Consider the following 19,032-nt stretch of genomic DNA (forward strand, 5'->3'; position numbering starts at 1 on the left):
CCCGGCATGCCAGGCATGCGGGGCTGCAATCCTCAGGGGGAGCTGGTTCTCAGCGGCGCTGGGCGCCTTTGCACAGCAGTGCCAACAGCACCAGCGCAAAGCCGACAAACCACAGGAAGGACCAGTTGGCGATGGTGCCCCCCAGGAAGGTCCAGTCCACGGCCGTGCAGTCGCCCGAGCCACGGAAGATCATGGGAATGGCGCGGCTGATGGGGTAGTTCTCGATCATGCCGTAGAGGTCACGGCCGCAGCTGGCGAACTCGGGCGGATTCCACTGCAGCCAGCTCTGGCGGGCGGCCACGAAGGCGCCCAGGCCGGCGGCCACCGTGGCCAGCAGGCTCCAGGTCTTCCACCAGGCACTGCGCCGGCCCAGGCTGGCCAGGCCGGTGCACAGGGCCACCAGCACCAGGGCATAGCGCTGCACGATGCACATGGGGCAAGGCTCCAGGCCCTGCACGTGCTGCAGGTACATGCCAAAGGCCAGTAAGGCCACGCAGGCGGCGGCAATCAGCGCCAGCGTGCGGCGCGGGGTGGAGGTGATCCAGTTCAAAACCAGCATGTTGTTCTCATTTCAGGGGACGGCACCAGCGCCCCCTGCCCCATGCAGGTGGCGGACTCAGATACCGGCTGCTTCGTCCAAGAATACCTTGGCGCGCCGTGGTGTGACCACCAAGGTCTCCCCCTCGCGCAGTGCCATCTCGTGGAACTGCTGGGCAGGGATTTGCGCCTCGATCAAACGCTCGGAACCCGCATTGTCTGCGGATTGGGTGTCGTCCGCGGGAATAAGTTCCAGGCGCGCGATCGGACCCACCACGATGGCACGGCTGAGCTGCACCACCATGCCGGTCTGGCGGCCGTTGCCGTCGGTGTTCTGGCCGGGGGAATAGCGCTCCACCTCCAGCTCGTGCGGGCGCACATAGGCGAAGGCGTTGCGGTCCACGGCCCCGGCGGCATCGCTGCTGGCCAGCTGCGTGCCATCGGCCAGCACCACGTGGCCGTCCTGGGCGCGCCCCTTGAACAGGTTCACATCACCCAGGAAGCCGTAGACAAACGGACTGGCCGGGTTGTTCCAGACTTCCTGCGGCGTGCCTTCCTGCTCGATCTTGCCCTGGTTGATGACCACCACGCGGTCGGCCACTTCCAGCGCCTCTTCCTGGTCGTGCGTCACGAAGATGGAGGTCACATGCAGCTCATCGTGCAGGTGGCGCAGCCAGCGGCGCAGTTCCTTGCGCACCTTGGCGTCCAGCGCACCGAAGGGCTCGTCCAGCAGCAGCACCTTGGGTTCCACCGCCAGGGCGCGCGCCAGGGCAATACGTTGGCGCTGGCCCCCCGACAGCTGGGAGGGGAAGCGGTCAGCGATCCAGTCCAGCTGCACCAGCTTGAGCAAGCTCATCACCTTTTCCTTGATCTGGGCTTCGCTGGGGCGCTCGCGGCGGGGCTTGACGCGCAGGCCGAAAGCCACGTTCTCGAACACGGTCATGTGGCGGAACAGCGCGTAGTGCTGGAACACGAAGCCCACGTTGCGCTCGCGCACGTGCACGTCGGTGGTGTCTTCGCCGCTGAAGTGGATGCTGCCCACGTCGGGCGTTTCCAGCCCGGCGATGATGCGCAGCAGCGTGGTCTTGCCGCAGCCCGAGGGGCCCAGCAAGGCAATCAGTTCCCCGGACTGGATGTCCAGGCTCACATCGCGCAGGGCCTGGAAGTCGCCGAACTGCTTGCTGACATTGCGGATTTCAATGCTCATGGTCTTGATCTTTCATGCGCGCCGCGCTTCAGGCGGCGGTGCGTGGCGTGGGTTGCTCGGGCGGCAGGCTGGCCGCGTCCTTGAGCTGTTGTTCATGCTTCCATTCGGCCATGGTCTTGATGACCAGGGTCACCAGCGCCAGCAGGGCCAGCAGGGAGGCCGCCGCAAACGCCGCCACGGATTGGTATTCGTTGTAGAGGATCTCCACGTGCAGCGGGATGGTGTTGGTCTGGCCGCGGATGTGGCCCGAGACCACCGACACCGCACCGAACTCGCCCATGGCACGGGCGTTACACAGGATCACGCCGTACAGCAGGCCCCACTTGATGTTGGGCAGCGTCACCTTCCAGAAGGTCTGCCAACCGCTGGCCCCCAGCACGATGGCGGCCTGCTCCTCGTCATTGCCCTGGGCCTGCATCAGCGGGATCAGCTCGCGGGCGATGAAGGGGAAGGTCACGAACACGGTGGCCAGCACGATGCCGGGCACGGCGAAGATGATCTTGATGTCATGTGCCGCCAGCCAGGGGCCGAACCAGCCATGCGCGCCGAACACCAGCACATACATCAGACCCGCCACCACGGGCGAGATGGAGAACGGCAGGTCGATCAGCGTGATCAGGAAGGCCTTGCCACGGAAGTTGTACTTGGCGATGCACCAGGCGGCCGCCACGCCGAACACCAGGTTCAGCGGCACGGCAATCACCGCGGTGATCAGCGTCAGCTGGATGGCGGCCCAGGCGTCGGGTTCGTTCAAACCCTCCAGGTAGGCCCCGAAGCCCTTGCGCAGCGCCTCGGTGAACACCGCCGCCAGCGGCAGCACCAGGAACAGGGCGATGAAGGACAGCGCCACCCCGGTCAGCACCCAGCGCACCCAGCGCGGCTCGGTGGTGGACAGCTTTTCGGGCTTGCTGCCCTTGCGCGGGGCCGTCAGGTGGTAGGCCACCACGGCCAGCACCAGCACGGCCAGCAGCAGCTTCAACAGGAAATAGTGTTGTTCGTTCATGCGGGGGCTCCTGCATGGCGGCGCTGCCACGCCTGCAAGGCGTTGATGACCAGCAGCAGCACAAAGGAGATCAGCAGCATCACCACCGCCACGGCCGTGGCACCGGCGTAGTCATACTGTTCCAGCTTGCCGATGATGATCAGCGGTGTGATTTCGGAAATCATGGGCATGTTGCCGGCGATGAAGATGACCGAGCCGTACTCGCCCACCGCGCGCGCAAACGCCATCGCAAAACCGGTCATCAAGGCCGGTGTGATGCTGGGCAGGATCACCTTGTAGAAGATCTGCCAGCGGGTGGCGCCCAGGCTGGTGGCGGCCTCTTCCAGCTCCTTCTCGGTGTCTTCCAGCACAGGCTGGACGGTGCGTACCACGAACGGCAGGCCGATGAAGATCAAGGCAATGACGATGCCGTTGGGGTTGAAGGCCAGCTGGACGCCCAGCGGCTCCAGGTACTGGCCCACCCAGCCGTTGCCGGCCAGCAAGGCTGTCAACGAGATGCCAGCCACGGCCGTGGGCAGGGCAAACGGCAGATCGACCAGGGCATCGACGATTTTCTTGCCGGGGAACTGGTAGCGCACCAGCACCCAGGCGATCAGCAGGCCAAACACCAGATTGACCAAGGCCGCGATGAACGACGAGCCAAAGGTCAGCTTGTACGAGGCCACCACGCGCGGTGCGGCCACGGCCTCCCAGAACTGGGCCCAGGACAGGTCAAAGGTTCTGAACAGCAAGGCCGACAAGGGGACTAGCACGATCACGCTCAGATAAAACAGGGTGTAGCCCAGCGTCAGCCCGAAACCGGGCAGGACGCGGCCCGCGCCACGGCCCCGGCGTGGCCCTGAGGGCTGACCGGAGGCTGTGGCGCTGGGCGTGGGGCTGGCAGGGGATGCGACGGACATTGTTGGTTTTTCCCAGTCGGCCAGAAATCGTTGTTGTTATGAAAAGGGACGCTGTGGCCAGCGCCCCATGCACAGCCCGGGCTTACTTGCCGGGGGTGTAGATCTCGTCGAACTTGCCGCCGTCGTTGAAGTGCACCTTCTGCGCTTCACCCAGCGAGCCGAAGTACTTGGCCACGGTGAACTGCTTCAGGGGCTTGAACACATTGGCATGCTTTTTCAGCACCGCTTCGGAACGGGGGCGCAGGGCATGGTTGGCGGCGATTTCCTGGGCTTCGTCCGAGTACAGGTAGTCCAGGTAGGCCTTGGCCAGGGCACTGCTGCCCTTCTTCTCGGCCGTGCGCTGCACGATGGCCACGGGGTTCTCGGCGACGATGGAGCTGGAGGGGTAAACCGCCTGCACCTTGCCCTTGCCGAACTCGCGGTCCACGGAGATCACCTCGGATTCGAAGGTGATCAGCACGTCGCCGATGTTGCGCTGCAGGAAGATGGCCGTGGCATCGCGCCCGCCCTTGCCCAGCACGGGCACGTTCTTGTACAGCTGCTTCACGAATTCCTGGGCCTGGGCGTCGGTCCCGCCAGCTTCACGCACCGAGCCCCAGGCCGCCAGGTAAGCGTAGCGGCCATTGCCACCGGTCTTGGGGTTGACCACCACCACCTTCACGTCGGGGCGGGTCAGGTCCTTCCAGTCCTTGATGTTCTTGGGGTTGCCGTTGCGCACCAGGAACAGCATGGTCGAGGTGGTGGGCGAGGCGTCGTGCGGGAACTGCTTGGCCCAGTCCTTGGCCACCACGCCGTTGTTGGCCAGGAACTCGATGTCGGTGGTGGTGTTGAAGGTCACCACATCGGCGGGCAGGCCGTCGTTGACCGCGCGCGCCTGGGCGCTGGAGCCGCCGTGCGCCTGGTCGATCTTCACATCCTGGCCGGTGGTCTTCTTGTAGTGCGCAATGAAGGCCTGGTTGTAGTCCTTGTAGAACTCGCGGGCCACGTCGTAGGAGACGTTGAGCAACTGGCTCTGCGCAGAGGCCATGCCGGAGGCGGCCAGCGCAATCGTTGCCAGGATAGTCTTGAGCTTCAAAGAGGTCATGGTGCGGTCGCCTTACTCACGCGGAGTCTGTTGCAAGAGATGCAGCGGATTGTGAAGAACAATCTTTAAAACTCAAAAGAATATATTTTTTTAAATTAATCCAAAATAAGAATAAAGAAAAAGTGAGCTATCTGCGCAGACCCAGCAAGCGAAAGACCACGATTTCATGCAAATTCAGGCTACCACCGTGCGCGGCTGGGCCCCCCAGGCCATGTCCTGCACCAGGGATTGCAGCAGTGCCCGGCCCAGCGGCCATTCGCCGTGCCCGGACTCGGTGTTGATGTGGCCGGCGTTCTGCAGGCGCACAAACTCGCTGCCCCAGGCGCGGGCATAGGCACCGGCCAGGCGCACGGGGCAATAGGGATCGTTGCTGCTGGCCACCAGGATGCTGCGGTACGGCAGCGCCTGGTAGGGCACGGGGGCAAAGTCGGCCAGGTGCGCCCGCCGCTCGGGATCGGCCGGCGCCACCAGCAAGGCGCTTTGGATGCGCGCGGCCGCCTCCGGACCGACGTGGCTGGTGGTGATGCAGCCCAGGCTGTGGGCCACGATGATGACCGGCTCGGGCCGCGACAGGATCAGCGCCTCCAGTGTGGGGACCCAGTCGGCGCGCTTGGGGGTGAGCCAGTCGTCCTGCTCGACCCGCTCGGCCTGCGGCAGGCTGTGGGCCCAAAGGCTCTGCCAGTGATCGGGGCCGGAATTGCGCCACCCCGGAACGATGACGATGCGCGGTTCTGTGTGTGCCATGGCTGGCCCTCCTTTGAGGCCGCCGATTGTCTGCGCCCATGCCGCCAAACCCAACGAATGATTGGTTGTTTTCTTATGTGCATAAGCTTGTGCGCCGGCAGCCCTGCTGGGGCGTCCAGGCCGCCTCAGGCCCTGGCGGCAGGCACCCGGACCGGGCTGCGCGCGACCGGTGGTCCACACGCTCGCAGAAATTGAGAGCGCCGCGCAAAATCCGGGGCGACCTGCCACCACCCCACCCGCACCCCGGGCACCCGCGGCTTACGCCAGGGGCTTGAGGCTGAGGCGGTAGCCCACCTGCAGCTCCGTCATCAGGAACTGCGGCTGGGCGGCGTTCTCTTCGATCTTCTGGCGCAAATTGGCCATGTGCACGCGCAGGTAATGCGGGCGGTCCAGGTATTCCGGCCCCCAGACCTGCAGCAGCAGCTGCCTGTGGGTCAGCACCCGGCCCTGCCCGGCGATCAGCGCGGCCAGCAGGCGGAACTCGATGGGCGTCAGGTGCACCACCTCGTCGCCGCGCCGCACCTCATGGCTGGCCAGATCGACCACCACCGTGCCAAAGCTGACCTGGCTGGCTGGCGCCCCCCCTGGTGCGACAGCTGGCGCCGGCGCAGCATGACGCGCAGGCGCGCCAGCAACTCGGGCACGCCGAAGGGCTTGGACAGGTAGTCGTCGGCCCCGGCGTCCAGCGCCGCCACCTTCTCTTCCTCGCGCTCGCGCGCGGACAGCACCAGCACGGGCAGCTGGCTCCAGCTGCGCAGCTCGGTGATCACCTGCTTGCCATCGGCGTCGGGCAAGCCCAGGTCCAGCACCACGGCGTCGGGCTGCCGGGAGGCGGCTTCAATCAGGCCCCGCTTGGCGGTTTCGGCTTCAAACACCTGCCAGCCTTCGTCTTCCAGCGCCAGCCGCACAAAGCGGCGGATGCTGGCATCGTCTTCGATCAGCAGGATGCGGGGGGCACCCTGCAGGCGCAAGACCAGGTAGCCCAGCAGCATCATCATGGCGTTGGACAGCAGCAGGCTGGCGCCATAGCGCTGCCAGGTCATGCGCTCCTGCGGGTTGACGCCCAGGGCGCCATAGGTGCAGCGCTCCAGCCAGGTATGGTGCTCGCTGGTGAAGCAGCGCGCCAGCCATTGCCCCATGGGGATGGCCAGCAGCGCCATGACGGCCAGGACCACGGCGAATTCGATCCAGGGTAACCACATGGCCATCCCCTTCAGATGCGCACCAGGGCGCGGACAAAGCCCAGCAGGGCGACAAAACAGACAACCGTGAGGCTGACAAACAGCAGGTCTTGCAGTGCGTGCATGGCCGTCTCCTCAGAATTTCTCAGGGCGCAGCAGCGCATAGGCCAGGTACACAAACAGGCCGAACGCCAGGCAGGCGGCGAGGGCTTCCATCCAGTGGCTGGTGGGCATTTCGTTTCTCCAATGACCGGTGGCGCTCCCCTGCACTGCGCAGGGGGATGCCGCCAAAGGTCCATGGAACGAATGTAGAAATTCCCCCGTCAATACCGTGTAGAGAATGTCCCGCCGGGTATCAAGACGGCATCAAGATTGCCACCATCCAGGCTGGGGATCGCCTCAGCGCGCGAACCGCGCCAGGATCTCCCGGGTGTGAGCGGCCAGCACGGCCTGGTACTGCAGCGCCCACTGCGGTGTGGACAGTGGGCCTGCCGCGCCCACATCGGCCAGGGGATCGCCGGGCTGGCCTGGGCGGACTTCGGCGGGCCGCTCCAACTGCGCCACCCAGGCGCCATACACGCGCACCGCCAGGGCCCGCAGCGCCTGCATGCGCTGCGGCAGCTGGGCCAGTATTTGTGCCTGGCGCTGCACGGCGGGGCCCCGGGCCTGGCACAGCTCCTCCCGTCCTGCGTCACACCAGGCTTGCACGCTGTGTGCCGTCACTTCCAGGTGCCCCTGGAACGCCCAGTTGCGGCCGTGCACAAAGCCTTTGTTCAGGCAATAGGCGCCAGACATGCTGCGCTGCGCACCCTGGGGAATTTCGAAGGTGTCGTAGTGCCAGTTGAACAGCGTGATCTCGCGCGGCAGCGGCAGCTGCAGCAGCGCTTGCGCCTGGGGCGTCACCCAGGCCTGGCTCCAGCCGATGTTGGGGCACGGGTTGCGCCACACCCGCCCGCCCATGGCGCGCGCCAGCATCTGGGCGCCAAAGCAATGTCCCAGCACCGGCACGTCATGGGCCAGTGCGTCTTGCAGCAGGCACCGCTCTGCGTCGGCCCATGGCAGCGGCTCGTTCGCACAGTGGTTGCTGCCCAGCACTACCAGCCCGCGGAAATCTGCGGCATGCCGCGGGGCCAGGCCGGCATGGCAAGGCTGGATCAGCTCGTAAGCAATGCCCTGCTGCTGCAGGAACTCCTCAAGCACCCCCGGCCCCTGGGTGGCTTCATGCTGAAGAATGGCGATAGGTTTCATACCTGGAAGGGCTGCCCGTGCATGCCCGTGGTTGCGATGCAGGGAATCTAGAAGCGCCGGCCTCAAGCCCGCATTCAGATGCAGCCGCGCACCATCAAGATGGCGCATACAACACCGGGCCGGCTCCCATGGACCGATCCATGGGAGCCGGCGGTGCGGTGCACAGGCACTGCCCTGTTTGCCGCTGCCTGCGTGGAGCGCACCATCCCCTTGGGGTTGCTAGACAGATGCCACCGCATGTCCCCTGCAGCCAACAGCCACCCCAGGCACGCCCCCACCCTATAGCACCGGCGACCCACGACACAGGCCCGGCAAGTGGAGCGCCCGATTTCGGGCATGAAAAAGCGCCCTAGCCCTTGCGGGATGGGCGCTGGCAGCTATGGTTGCTGACTCAGAGATCGGCAGCCAGACCGATGCGCACGGTATCGCAACTGCCGTACAAGGCATTCAGCGAGGCCTTGGCCATGATGGGCTGGCCGTCGGGGAGCTCCAGCTCGAACACGAAGTGGCTGCCGCGAAAGGTCCGCTCGCGCACCTGGGCACTCACCCCCTGCTCCACCAGGCGCACATGCTCGGGCCGCAGCAGCACCTGCACCCCCTGCTCGGTCTGGAAGTGGGGGTGACCGGCTGGCAACATGCCCAGCGCCGTCTGCCACTGGCCCCCGGGCGTGGATTGCGCCGGCACCAGCGCGCCCTCGCCCACGAAGCGGGCCACCTCCTGCGTGGCGGGGGCGCAGTAGACCTGCACAGCATTGCCCCATTGCATGAGCTGGCCGTGCGACATGACGCCCACGTTGTCGGCCATGGCAAAGGCTTCGTTCTGGTCGTGCGTGACCATCAGGGCCGTGGCCTTGGCGTGCTTGAGGATGGCGCGCACTTCGCGCGCGATGCTCTCGCGCATGGTGGTGTCCAGGCTGGAAAACGGCTCGTCCATCAGCAGCAGGCGGGGCTTGGGGGCCAGGGCGCGCGCCAGCGCCACGCGCTGCTGCTGGCCGCCGGACAGCTCATGTGGCCAGCGCTGGCCCATGCCCTGCAGGCCCACCAGCTCCAGCATTTCCTGCACGCGCGCGGCGCGCTCGGTCTTGGACAGCTGCTGCAGGCCGAAGCCCACATTGCCGTCCACCGTCAGGTGCGGGAACAGGGCATGGTCCTGGAACACCATGCCGATGTCGCGGTGCTGGGGTGGCACGCGTTGCGCCACGGCCGCCACCGTGCGGCCTTGCAGGTCGATGTGGCCGGCACGCACCGGCTCGAAGCCAGCGATGGCCCGCAGCAAGGTGGTCTTGCCGCAGCCCGAAGGGCCCAGCAGGCAACCGATCTCGCCCTGGTCCAGACGCAGGCTGACGTTCTGCACCACCGTGGTGGCGCCGTATCCCAGTGAAACGTTTTTGACTTCAAGCATCACAAAATCTCGGCGATATTCAACCGGCCGCAGACGGTTGTTTCTCGGTCTGCAGCACCAGCAGGATCACGGGCAGCAGCCCCACCAGCACAATCGCCAGCGCGGGCAAGGCCGCCTGGTCCCACATGGACTCGGAGGTCAGCTGGAACACGCGCACGGCCAGGGTGTCCCAGCCGAACTGGCGCATCATCAGCGTGATGGGCATTTCCTTCATCACGTCCACCACCACCATCAGGAAGGCGGACAGCAGGCCCGTGCGCAGCAACGGCAGGTGCAGGCGGCGCAAGGTCTGCCACGGCCCCAGGCCCAGGGAGGCACAGGCCTCTTCCTGGCTGCGCGTGATGCGCTGCATGGCCGCATCCGTGGCGTTGTAGGCCACGGCCATGAAGCGTGCGGCCAGCGCCAGCAGCATACCGGCCAGGCTGCCCTTGAGGATGGCCAGGGTCTCGATCCCCAGCGGGGCCAGCAGGGCGATGAGGCGCTCGTCCAGCCAGGCAATCGGCACGAACACGCCCACCGCCAGCACCACGCCGGGCATGGCATAGCCCAGCACGGCCAGGCGCACGGTCCAGGCCGTCCAGGGGTCGCTGTGGCGGCGCCGCGTCCACGACAGCAGCAGGGCGAACACCGTGGTCACGGCGGCCGTGAACAGCGCCAGGCACAGCGTGTTCCAGACATAGCCCCAGTAATCACTGTTCAGGTCCTGGCGCCACACCGACCACACCCAGGCCACGATCTGCACCATGGGCACGGCAAAGGCCGCGCCAAACACCAGGGCGCAGGCGGCGAACGCCAGCCAGCGGCGGCCGCCCTGCAGCACGGTGCGCTGCTGCTGCGGGTTGCTGACGTGGAAGCGCTTGGCGCGGCGCGAGCGCTGCTCCGCCGCCACCAGCACCAGCACCACCAGCACCAGGATCGCGGCCAGCTGCGCGGCGGCCGTGATGTTGAACAGGTTGAACCACGACTTGTACAAGGCCGTGGTGAAGGTGTCGAAGTTGAAGACCGAGATCGCACCAAAGTCGGCCAGCACTTCCATCAGCACCAGGGCCAGGCCGGCGCCGATCCAGGGCCGCGCCAGGGGCAAGGCCACCTTGAAGAACGCGGCCAGGGGGCTGTAGCCCAGGGCCTGGGCGGCCTCCATGCTGCGGTGGCCCTGCGTCAGGAAGGCACTGCGCGCCATCAGGTAGACGTAGGGGTAGAAGGCCATGACCAGCACCATGACCAGGCCCCACAGGCTGCCACGGATGTCGGGGAACCAGTGGCTGCTGCCCACCACCTCGCGCAGCAGGCGCTGCACCGGCCCGGCATATTCGAACAGGCCCATCTGCACAAAGGCCAGCACATAGGCCGGAATGGCCAGCGGCAGCACCAGGGCCCAGGCAAAGAACTTGCGGCCCGGGAACTCGCACATCGCCGTCAGCCAGGCCAGGGGCACGCCCACCACCAGCACCACGCTGCCCACCAGCAGCATCAGCAGCAAGGTGTTGCCCAGCACGCGCGGCAGCACGTAGTTCCACAGGTGCTGCCAGATCTCAGGTTGGGGCGTCAATGCCATGCCGACCACCGTGAGCAAAGGCACGATGGTCAGCAAGGCGATGGGCAGCGCAAAAGCAAAACCGCGCCAGCGGTGCGCTGGCGCGGCATGGTCTACAACAGACAAGGTTCGAACCTAATTCCAAAAACCGATTAACGATAGCCTACACGATCCAGCAGCTTGATCGCTTCCGCTTGCTTGGAGCCGATGTCCGAAGCATTCAGAGGGCTGGGCGTGAACTTGCCCCAGGCCTTGACGATGGGATCGACATCCGCCTTGGGATTGATCGGGCTTTCGTACGTGCCGTGAGTGTAAGCCGTCTGCACATTGGCCGAGGACAGCCATTCCAGCAGCTTGCGCGCGCCTTCGGGGTTCTTAGCGTGCTTGGTCACACCAGCGCCGGACAGGTTCACGTGGGCGCCGCCCTCGTTCTTGCCCTGGTTGGCCCAGAACAGCTTGACCTGCTTGTTGAAGTCAGGCTCCTTGGCCAGGATGCGGCCAAAGTAGTAGGTGTTGGCAATGCCCACGTCGCACTGGCCGGCGGCAATCGCCTTCAGCAGGCTGCTGTCGTTGGTGAACACGTCACCCGCCAGGTTGTTGACCCAGCCCTTGACGATGGCTTCGGACTTCTCCACACCGTGCTTGGCGATCAGCATGGCCACCAGCGACTGGGTGTAGGCCTGCTTGGAGGTGCGCAGGCACAGCTTGCCCTTCCACTTGGGGTCGGCCAGGTCTTCGTAGGTGCTCAGCTGCTCGGGCTTGACGCGATCGGCCGCGTAGAAGATGGTGCGCGAACGCTCCGACAGGCCCCACCAGCGGTTGCCGGGATCGCGGAAGTTGGCGGGCACATTGGCGTTCAGCAGGGGCGAATCCACCTTCTGCAGCAGGCCGCGCTCGGCCACGTTCCACAGATTGCCCACGTCCACGGTGATCAGCACGTCGGCGGGCGAGCTGGCGCCTTCGGCGGCCAGGCGCTCGGTCAGGGAGCCACCGCTGTCGGTCAGCAGGTTGATCTTGACACCGGTCTGCTTGGTGTATTCGTCCAACGTGGGCTTGAGCAGGGCTTCAATGCGTGCGGAGTACACCGTCACAGCCTGGGGCTGTGCAGCCTGGGCCAAAGTGGCCGCGCCAACCAAGCTCAGGCACAGCGCCGTCTTCCAAATTTTCATCTTCTTCGCTTCCAGTGGTCAGGGAACAGCCAGCGGGTGCGCTGGCCAAACAGGAGAAGCACTGCCATTCGGGCTTTGCTTCAGAGTGAGAATTATTCCTGTTATGAATTCTGCCACGGTTTGCTGGCCTTGCCACCCCGACCACCCAGGAATCGAAGGGCTTCTGTGTCGGTGGTGGACAACAGGGCACGCCTCCTCAACTGGCCCGCACGCCGGCATCGGGGCCCGGACCGTGGCTGGCCATGTGCTCGCCCAGAAAATCCAGAAAGCTGCGCACCGCCGGGGTCAGGCCGCGGCGCGAGCCGAACACGGCGTGGACAATGCTCAGCGGGAAGCGCCATTGCGGCAGCACATGCACCAGCTCGCCCCGGTCCATCTCGGCCTGGCACATGTAATCGGGCAGATAGCACACGCCCGCGCCGCCCAGCACCGCGTACTTGAGCGTCAGCAAATCGTCGGCCATGTAGCGCACCTGGGGCTGCAGCTGCACCTCGGCGCCGGTGTCGCTGCGCAGGCGCCAGTGCGCCACGCCGTCGAAGACCGACATCGACAGCACGTGGTGCTGCAGCAGGTCCTGCGGGTTCTGCGGCGTGCCCTGGCGCTGCAGATAGGCCGGACTGGCCATCAGGATCTGGTTGGCCAACCCCAGGCGCTTGACGACCATGCTGGCACTGTCTTCCAACGTGGAGCGCACCCGCAGGGCCACATCCACGCCCTCTTCCACCACGTTGACGGGGCGGTTGACCACCATCATCTCCACCCGCACCTGGGGGTACTTCTCCAGGAACAGCGGCATCAGCGGGGCCAGCACGGTCTGCGACAGGGTGACCGGGCAGCTGACACGCACCGTGCCGCGCGGCTCGCTTTGCACCTGCTCGACCGTGTCCTGTGCGGCCTCGGCGGCATCGCGCATGGCCTGACAATGGCGCAGGTAGGCCGACCCCACCTCAGTCAGTGACAGCTTGCGCGTGGTGCGCTGCAGCAGACGCACGCCTAGGCGGGCCTCCAGCTCGGCAATGCGCCGCGACAGCCGCGACTTGGGAATGCCCAGGGCCCGGCCCGCTGCGGCGAAGCCCCCGCGCTCCACCACCTCGGCGAAGTACAGCATGTCATTGAGATCTTGCATGGTTGGGTCCGATTGAATCGATATTCAGAACAATCTATCGCATTTTCGATGACTTATCGGAACAGCGGTATCAATGCATACTTCAACCCATCGAACTTTGATTTCTCAGGAGCACCCCTTGAAACTGCTGCACATTGACTCTGCGATCACCGGCGACAACTCGGCTTCGCGCAAGCTGACCCAGCAAATCGTCAACGCCTGGACGGCCAAGCACGCCGGCACCGAAGTGACCTACCTGGACCTGGTGGCCCAGGCCCCCAACCACTTCACCATGGCCGCCATGACCCCCCGCACCGGCCAGACCGACGGCCTGACCGCCGAGCAAGTGGCCGAGAACGCCGTGTCCGAACAGCTGGTGAGCCAGTTCCTGGCGGCCGACGTGGTCGTGATCGGTGCCCCGTTCTACAACTTCAGCATCCCCACCCAGCTGAAGGCCTGGATCGACCGCATCGCCCAGCCCGGCCGCACCTTCCGCTACACCGCCAACGGCCCTGAAGGCCTGGCCAAGGGCAAGACCGTGATCATCGCTTCCTCGCGCGGCGGCATGTACTCCACCAGCGAAGCCGGTCAGGCCATGGAGCACCAGGAAAGCTACCTGAAGGTGGTGATGGGCTTCTTCGGCGTCACCGACGTGCGCTTTGTGCGCGCCGAAGGTCTGGGCATGGGACCCGACGCTGTGGCCGCCGCCTTTGAAAGCGCTGCCAACGATGTGAAGGCCGCCGTGGCCGCCTGAGCGCCGCCCTGGTACCCACACCAAAAAGCCTGCTGGATCAGCAGGCTTTTTGCATTGCGCATTTCAGGAGCAGCCCGCGCGCGGCTGCAGGGCGTTTCCGCCAACAATCGATTGCAAACGCTGGCAGGACCAGCGCAAGACGCTCTGTTTTTTACTTACCGATCCCGCCGTGGGCCAGCGACCACTTGGCCGGGTCCTGCAGGAAGGTCTGCCACACGGCCAGTTGCTCGACCGAGAAGCCGCCGCGCTGGAAGGCCATGGCCAGCACGTCCTGCCAGTTGCACAGCGCGTGCACGCGCACGCCGTGCTGGGCCAGCACCGCGTCGGAGCCGAAGCAGGCGTAGTCGAAGACCACGAACAGGTCTTCCACGCGCGCGCCCTGGGCCCGCAGGGCGTCGATGAAGCTCAGCTTGTACTGGCCGGCGGACACCATGTCGTCCACCAGCAGCACCTTGCCCCCCGGCTCGACCGTGCCTTCGATCTGGCGGCTGCCCACGGCGCGCTTGCGCACGTACTGCAGCGGCATGTCCAGCTTCTCGGCAAACCAGGCGGCAAAGGCAATGCCGCTGGACTCGCCGCCGGCCACGGCGCTCAGGCCCTGCAGGGCGCCGGCATCCAGCAGGCGCTGCACGCCCTGCTTCATCAGCTCGCGGCGGATGGTGGGCAGCGAGATCAGGCGCGTGGCATCCATGTACACCGGGCTGGCCCAGCCCGAGGGCAGCACGAAGGGCGCATCGGTGCGCACTTCCACACAACCGGCTTCCAACAACCAGGCCGCGGCCTGCTGGCTCATCAAAGGTGTCATTGCAATCTTCTTTCTTGGGTCAGTCCGGGGCCGTGCGTTCCAGCAAGGCGCGCAGGCGCTGTGCGCCGGCGGGACCCTTGCTGGCCGTGGCCCATAAATTCGTGGTCATGCGCTCGTGCAGCGCCACAGCCTCCTGCGAGGCGGTCACCATGGCGATGCCATTGCGCACATTCGGCAGCTCACCCAGGCGGAACGGGCTGTGCATCAGCACCCGGTGGCCGGGGCCAATCAGCACCTGGTAGGTGGCCGAAGGCATGGCATCATCCACCAGCCCCACCTGGGCGTACCAGGGCTCGCTGTCCATCAGCTCGGCGATGCGCTGCACCTCCTGGCGCGCGGCCTGCACACGGGCACGGCGCACGCCGGGTGCCACGTCCATGCGGCCGATCAGGCCGGTCTGCACAAAGCGCTCCAGCTCGCGCAGGCCGATCAGGCTGACGATGTGCGGCTTGCGCCGCTCGAAGTTCAGCCGCCGCTCGCGCAGGATGTTCATGATTTGCTGCGCCTGGCGCGCGTGCAGCGGGGCATCGGCGCCCTGCGGCAAGGCCTCGGCCAGCATCAGGCCCAGGTGCTCCAGGTAGTGCTCGGACATCAGCAGCAGCGAGATCGGCTCGAAGTGCGCCAGGATGCGGTCCGAGGTCTGTTCCAGCTGGCGCATGCGCTCGAACAGCGCCAGCGCCGAGGCATAGTACTCGGCCTCCACCCCCAGCAGCGAGGCCAGGCTGGTGCCCAGCAGGTGGGCCAGCCGCTCCAGGGTGTCGATCTTGACGATCTCGCCCTTTTCCATGCGGTAGACCACGGCGCGCGACACGCCCAGCTGCTGCGCCACCTCGTCGGCCTGCAGGCCCGCCCCCATGCGGTAGGCGCGCAGCCGGTCGCCCAGCGCGGCATAGTCGATGTGGGAGGTGAAGGGGTCCGTGGTCATGGTGGCGGCTGCCCGCGACTATACCGAGGCCGGGGCCACGGGAATGGCGGCGATGGTGTCGGCCATCACCTGGGTGCCGAGCATGAAGTCCGACAGCTCCATGGCCTCGTGCGGGTTGTGCGAACCATGCTGGTTGCGCACGAACACCATGGCCGAGGGCACGCCGCCGTTGGCGAACAGGGCCGCATCGTGGCCGGCGCCACTGGGGATGCGCTCGTGGGCAATGCCGCGCTCGCGGCAGGCCTTGGCCATCAGGTCGCACAGCTGGGGGTCGGTGACAGCGGGCTCGCTCAGCAGGCGGCGGTCCAGCTGGAACTTGACGCCACGCTCGCGCTCGATGGAGGCCATCTCGGCCTGCACCAGTTGGTAGAAGGCCTCCAGCGTGTCGCTGCTCTTGCTGCGCGCCTCGAAGCTGAAATGTGCATAGCCCGGCACGCGCGAGATGGAGTGCTCGGCCGGGTTGGTCTGCACCACGCCGCAGGTCACCACCAGGTCGGTCCCGCGCTCCAGCAGCGCGCGCCAGTGGGTGTCCAGGCGCACGATCAGGTCGGACACGGCGAACACCGCGTCCTTGCGCAGCCAGCGCGGCACCACGCCGGAGTGCTGGGCCTCGCCAAAGCATTCGATCTTGTTGTGGCGCACATTGCCGCGGATGCCGCTGACCACGCCCACGGGAATCTCGCGCGCCACCATCACCGGGCCTTGCTCAATGTGCAGCTCCACATAGGCGCGGATGTCGGCAGGGTTGAACAGCTTGTCCTGGCGGGCGATGGCGGCCAGGTCAGCGCCGCAGGCAGCCAGGGCGTCGCCCAGGGTCACGCCGTCCTCGCGGCGCTGCAGGGCCAGGTCGGCGGCCGTCAGCTTGCCCCACAGCGCGCCCGAGCCCATGTAGGCCTTGCCGAACCAGGCGCTCTCCTCACCGCGGAAACCGATCACCTGCAGCGGCGCGGGCAGCGTCACGCCCTGGCGCTTGGCCGCAATCAGCACCAGCAGGCCGGCGACGATGCCGGCCAGGCCGTCGTAATTGCCGCCCTGCGGCACGGAATCCAGGTGCGAGCCGGTCCAGATCACCGGCCCCTGGCGGGTGTCGGCCGGGTCGCTGTAGACAAAGTTGCCGGCGCGGTCGGTGGTCACCTCCAGCCCCTCGGCGCGGGCAAAGGCCTCCAGATGGCGGGCACAGGCGTTTTCACCGGCCCCATAGCTGGCACGGGTGACGCCCACGCCATCGAAAGTCAGCGCACGAATGTCGGCAAACAGTTGCTGTGCCAGTGGCTGTAGAGACTGCAGTTCCATGTCGGACGGGCCTGCCGCACGCGACGCGCAGGCTGTGAGGGTTGCTAAGAAAGCATCTTAATCTCAAAAAAGATACGCAATACCCACATTGCATGCGCCCATCTGCGACTGTTTTGTATCTTTTTTGGAATACCCCATGCGACACCGCAGTCCACCCAGTGCCCGTCCCGGCGATCAGGCACGAAAAAGCAGCAGGCGCCCGTCCGAAGGACGCCTGCTGCTCTGCTTTTTGACGCGCTACGGTGCGATCAGGCTGCGGCGGTTGCGGTGACGACTTCGGTCACGGCTTCGGTGCCAGCCTCGGCATCACGGCGGGGCATGTAGCGGTCACGCTTGTGCGGCTTCAGGCGCTGCACATCCACCAGCACCAGGCCGTCCACGCAGTGCGAGAAATCCGGGTCCACGCCAAAGTCCAGGAAGCGCACGCCCCCGGGCTCGGCCACTTCGGCGTACTGCTTGTACAGCGTGGGCACGCTGGAGCCCATGTGGGCCAGCAGGTGCTTGAGGCGCACGAAGTCGGCCGCGCTGTCCTCGCCCGTGAACTGGGAGCACATCTCCAGCCCCTCGCCCGGCACATAGGGCCGGCGGGCGTGGGCCAGGCAGGCGGCGCCGTAGTGCGTGCGGTAGTGGTAGATCAGCAGATCGCGCGCTGCCTGGGGCATTTCGCGGCTGATGGACACCGGGCCGAACAGGTAGCGGCATTCCGGATAGCGCTGGATGTAGGCCCCGATGCCAAACCACAGGTAGTCCAGCGAACGCTTGCCCCAGTAGCGCGGCTGCACGAAGGAGCGCCCCAACTCCAGCCCCTGCTGCAAAAAGCTCTGCATGCCGGGCGTGAACTCGAACAGGCTGTGCGTGTACAAGGCCTCCACCCCCTGCTCGGCCAGCACCTGGGCGGTGCGCGCCATGCGGTAGGCGCCGGCGATCTCCAGGTCCTGCGGGTCCCACAGGATCAGGTGGTCGTAGTGGGCGTCATAGCGGTCCAGGTCGCGGCGGGCGCCGCTGCCCTCGCCCACGGCGCGGAAGGACAGCTCGCGCAGCCGCCCCACCTCGCGCAGGATGGGCGAATCCAGCGCCCCGCGGAACAGGTGGATGCGCTTGCCATCCGGGGTCTCGCCCAGCAGCTCGCAGGCCGTCACGGCCTGGGCCAGGGCGCTGCGGTTGACCGGGTGGGCAATCGCCGTCTCCACCTTCAGCAGATTGGGCTTGTCCTGGGCCACGCGGTACAGGTGCTTGCGCAGCAGCTTGGCGGCGGCCTCGGGCTCGACCGGCAGACTGCCGTAGCTGCTGTGCGGGATCGGGTGGCCGATGCGCAGGGCAATGCTCTTTTGGTGCTGGCCGAACATCTCCTTGACCAGCAGCAGCGTGGCCAGGGGCTTGTACAGCAGCGAGGCACCGTAGAACAGCGCCGAATTGCGCCCGTCGATGTGGATGGGCACGATGGGCGCCTGGGCCTGGCCGGCCAGGCGCAGGAAACCAGGGTTCCAGCGGCCATCGCGCACGCCCTCGGGGTGCAGGCGCGAGACTTCGCCCGCCGGGAAGATGATGACCGCGCCCTCGCCCTGCAGGTGTTCCATGATGGCCTTGAGCTGGCGCGCTGCGCTGCGCCCGCCCATCATGGTCACCGGCAGCAGCAGGCGCTTGAGCGGCGCCAGCTCGGCCAGCAGGCCGTTGGCGACGATCTTCACGTCGCGGCGAATGCCGCCCACCATGTTCAGCAGGGCCAGGCCGTCCAGCGAGCCGATGGGGTGGTTGGCGATGATGACCACGCGCCCGTGGGCGGGAATGCGCTCGCGCTCGTTGTCGCGCACGGCAGTGCTGAAGGCAAAGTGCTCCAGCACCTGCTCCACAAACTGGAAGCCCTCCAGGTGCGGGTACTGCTGGGCAAAGCTGCGGAAGCTCTGCTCGCGCAGCAGCCGGCGCAGCACGCCGCGCACGCCCTGGCTGAGTCGGGGGTGCCGCTGCAATTGCGGCAGGTGCAGGTCGACGATCTGGTCCACGGAAATCATGGGCGCATCCTTGCAAAAGCGGGGTGTCGCGATGGTCGGGAACTGCCGTGACAGGCTCGCGACAACTGCGTGAAGCCTGTGTGACAGCCGCACCGCCCGCCGCAGCCCGCAGGCGCCGTACACCGGCCGCCGC

The 19,032-nt window shown here is 66.4% G+C and carries 17 protein-coding genes and 2 pseudogenes; 1 reads left to right on the forward strand and 18 read right to left on the reverse strand.

Annotated features, from left to right (window positions below):
- Positions 1 to 49 precede the first annotated feature (49 nt).
- From KAQ61_RS09465 to KAQ61_RS09530, 14 genes and pseudogenes are all read right to left on the reverse strand, one after another.
- Positions 50 to 556, reverse strand: coding sequence for a disulfide bond formation protein B (locus KAQ61_RS09465; RefSeq protein ID WP_042413050.1), 507 nt, complete (start codon positions 554 to 556; stop codon positions 50 to 52).
- Positions 557 to 616: 60 nt separating this feature from the next.
- Complete coding sequence (locus KAQ61_RS09470) at positions 617 to 1,744, reverse strand: sulfate/molybdate ABC transporter ATP-binding protein (RefSeq protein WP_154163918.1); 1,128 nt, start codon at positions 1,742 to 1,744, stop codon at positions 617 to 619.
- Between the two features lie 28 nt (positions 1,745 to 1,772).
- Positions 1,773 to 2,747, reverse strand: a complete 975-nt coding sequence (cysW, locus tag KAQ61_RS09475) for a sulfate ABC transporter permease subunit CysW (protein WP_210929023.1) — start codon at positions 2,745 to 2,747, stop codon at positions 1,773 to 1,775.
- On the reverse strand, positions 2,744 to 3,646 hold the full coding sequence (cysT, locus tag KAQ61_RS09480; protein ID WP_210929024.1) for a sulfate ABC transporter permease subunit CysT: 903 nt from the start codon (positions 3,644 to 3,646) through the stop codon (positions 2,744 to 2,746). Before cysT ends, cysW begins: the two co-directional genes overlap by 4 nt.
- Before the next feature lie 82 nt (positions 3,647 to 3,728).
- Positions 3,729 to 4,730, reverse strand: a complete 1,002-nt coding sequence (locus KAQ61_RS09485) for a sulfate ABC transporter substrate-binding protein (RefSeq protein WP_210929025.1) — start codon at positions 4,728 to 4,730, stop codon at positions 3,729 to 3,731.
- 174 nt (positions 4,731 to 4,904) lie between these two features.
- Entirely contained in the window at positions 4,905 to 5,474 is a 570-nt protein-coding gene (locus KAQ61_RS09490) for an RBBP9/YdeN family alpha/beta hydrolase (RefSeq protein WP_210929026.1), read from the reverse strand.
- A 258-nt stretch (positions 5,475 to 5,732) separates the two neighbouring features.
- Positions 5,733 to 6,466: pseudogene (locus KAQ61_RS09495) on the reverse strand (response regulator).
- 21 nt (positions 6,467 to 6,487) lie between these two features.
- Positions 6,488 to 6,682, reverse strand: a pseudogene (locus tag KAQ61_RS19030) (potassium-transporting ATPase subunit KdpA); the annotation flags it as partial.
- A 108-nt stretch (positions 6,683 to 6,790) separates the two neighbouring features.
- Complete coding sequence (kdpF, locus tag KAQ61_RS09505) at positions 6,791 to 6,889, reverse strand: K(+)-transporting ATPase subunit F (RefSeq protein ID WP_183302986.1); 99 nt, start codon at positions 6,887 to 6,889, stop codon at positions 6,791 to 6,793.
- Between the two features lie 165 nt (positions 6,890 to 7,054).
- On the reverse strand, positions 7,055 to 7,903 hold the full coding sequence (locus KAQ61_RS09510; protein WP_210929027.1) for a type 1 glutamine amidotransferase: 849 nt from the start codon (positions 7,901 to 7,903) through the stop codon (positions 7,055 to 7,057).
- Between the two features lie 391 nt (positions 7,904 to 8,294).
- Positions 8,295 to 9,305 (reverse strand): ABC transporter ATP-binding protein, encoded by a 1,011-nt coding sequence (locus tag KAQ61_RS09515; RefSeq protein WP_210929028.1) that lies wholly within the window; start codon positions 9,303 to 9,305, stop codon positions 8,295 to 8,297.
- Positions 9,306 to 9,324: 19 nt separating this feature from the next.
- Positions 9,325 to 10,965 (reverse strand): ABC transporter permease, encoded by a 1,641-nt coding sequence (locus KAQ61_RS09520; protein ID WP_043384685.1) that lies wholly within the window; start codon positions 10,963 to 10,965, stop codon positions 9,325 to 9,327.
- Between the two features lie 26 nt (positions 10,966 to 10,991).
- A complete protein-coding gene (locus KAQ61_RS09525; protein WP_210929029.1) occupies positions 10,992 to 12,008 on the reverse strand; it encodes an extracellular solute-binding protein in 1,017 nt (338 codons plus the stop codon).
- A gap of 196 nt (positions 12,009 to 12,204) precedes the next feature.
- On the reverse strand, positions 12,205 to 13,134 hold the full coding sequence (locus KAQ61_RS09530) for a LysR substrate-binding domain-containing protein (RefSeq protein WP_210929030.1): 930 nt from the start codon (positions 13,132 to 13,134) through the stop codon (positions 12,205 to 12,207).
- 118 nt (positions 13,135 to 13,252) lie between these two features.
- Between KAQ61_RS09530 and KAQ61_RS09535 the strand changes: the two genes are divergently transcribed.
- Positions 13,253 to 13,867, forward strand: coding sequence for an FMN-dependent NADH-azoreductase (locus KAQ61_RS09535; protein ID WP_042412894.1), 615 nt, complete (start codon positions 13,253 to 13,255; stop codon positions 13,865 to 13,867).
- 151 nt (positions 13,868 to 14,018) lie between these two features.
- Here the strand turns inward: KAQ61_RS09535 and KAQ61_RS09540 are convergent, their stop codons facing one another.
- The 4 genes from KAQ61_RS09540 to olsF all read right to left on the reverse strand — a co-directional run bounded on the left by KAQ61_RS09540 (position 14,019) and on the right by olsF (position 18,899).
- A complete protein-coding gene (locus tag KAQ61_RS09540; protein WP_051519554.1) occupies positions 14,019 to 14,672 on the reverse strand; it encodes an orotate phosphoribosyltransferase in 654 nt (217 codons plus the stop codon).
- Positions 14,673 to 14,691: 19 nt separating this feature from the next.
- Complete coding sequence (locus tag KAQ61_RS09545) at positions 14,692 to 15,597, reverse strand: helix-turn-helix domain-containing protein (RefSeq protein WP_210929031.1); 906 nt, start codon at positions 15,595 to 15,597, stop codon at positions 14,692 to 14,694.
- Positions 15,598 to 15,615: 18 nt separating this feature from the next.
- Positions 15,616 to 16,890, reverse strand: coding sequence for a hydantoinase/carbamoylase family amidase (locus tag KAQ61_RS09550; RefSeq protein WP_210929032.1), 1,275 nt, complete (start codon positions 16,888 to 16,890; stop codon positions 15,616 to 15,618).
- Between the two features lie 248 nt (positions 16,891 to 17,138).
- A complete protein-coding gene (gene olsF, locus KAQ61_RS09555; protein WP_210929033.1) occupies positions 17,139 to 18,899 on the reverse strand; it encodes a bifunctional ornithine lipid synthase OlsF in 1,761 nt (586 codons plus the stop codon).
- Positions 18,900 to 19,032: the final 133 nt, after the last annotated feature.

The sequence above is a fragment of the Comamonas aquatica genome, assembly GCF_018064205.1.
GTDB lineage: Bacteria > Pseudomonadota > Gammaproteobacteria > Burkholderiales > Burkholderiaceae_C > Comamonas > Comamonas aquatica.

What these genes read in the sequence shown, in the direction of transcription:
- KAQ61_RS09470 (WP_154163918.1), bottom strand. Translation starts at nt 1,744, where the DNA reads ATGAGCATTGAAATCCGCAATGTCAGCAAGCAGTTCGGCGACTTCCAG.
- cysW (WP_210929023.1), bottom strand. Translation starts at nt 2,747, where the DNA reads ATGAACGAACAACACTATTTCCTGTTGAAGCTGCTGCTGGCCGTGCTG.
- cysT (WP_210929024.1), bottom strand. Translation starts at nt 3,646, where the DNA reads ATGTCCGTCGCATCCCCTGCCAGCCCCACGCCCAGCGCCACAGCCTCC.
- KAQ61_RS09485 (WP_210929025.1), bottom strand. Translation starts at nt 4,730, where the DNA reads ATGACCTCTTTGAAGCTCAAGACTATCCTGGCAACGATTGCGCTGGCC.
- KAQ61_RS09490 (WP_210929026.1), bottom strand. Translation starts at nt 5,474, where the DNA reads ATGGCACACACAGAACCGCGCATCGTCATCGTTCCGGGGTGGCGCAAT.
- kdpF (WP_183302986.1), bottom strand. Translation starts at nt 6,889, where the DNA reads ATGCCCACCAGCCACTGGATGGAAGCCCTCGCCGCCTGCCTGGCGTTC.
- KAQ61_RS09510 (WP_210929027.1), bottom strand. Translation starts at nt 7,903, where the DNA reads ATGAAACCTATCGCCATTCTTCAGCATGAAGCCACCCAGGGGCCGGGG.
- KAQ61_RS09515 (WP_210929028.1), bottom strand. Translation starts at nt 9,305, where the DNA reads ATGCTTGAAGTCAAAAACGTTTCACTGGGATACGGCGCCACCACGGTG.
- KAQ61_RS09525 (WP_210929029.1), bottom strand. Translation starts at nt 12,008, where the DNA reads ATGAAAATTTGGAAGACGGCGCTGTGCCTGAGCTTGGTTGGCGCGGCC.
- KAQ61_RS09530 (WP_210929030.1), bottom strand. Translation starts at nt 13,134, where the DNA reads ATGCAAGATCTCAATGACATGCTGTACTTCGCCGAGGTGGTGGAGCGC.
- KAQ61_RS09540 (WP_051519554.1), bottom strand. Translation starts at nt 14,672, where the DNA reads ATGACACCTTTGATGAGCCAGCAGGCCGCGGCCTGGTTGTTGGAAGCC.
- KAQ61_RS09545 (WP_210929031.1), bottom strand. Translation starts at nt 15,597, where the DNA reads ATGACCACGGACCCCTTCACCTCCCACATCGACTATGCCGCGCTGGGC.
- KAQ61_RS09550 (WP_210929032.1), bottom strand. Translation starts at nt 16,890, where the DNA reads ATGGAACTGCAGTCTCTACAGCCACTGGCACAGCAACTGTTTGCCGAC.
- olsF (WP_210929033.1), bottom strand. Translation starts at nt 18,899, where the DNA reads ATGATTTCCGTGGACCAGATCGTCGACCTGCACCTGCCGCAATTGCAG.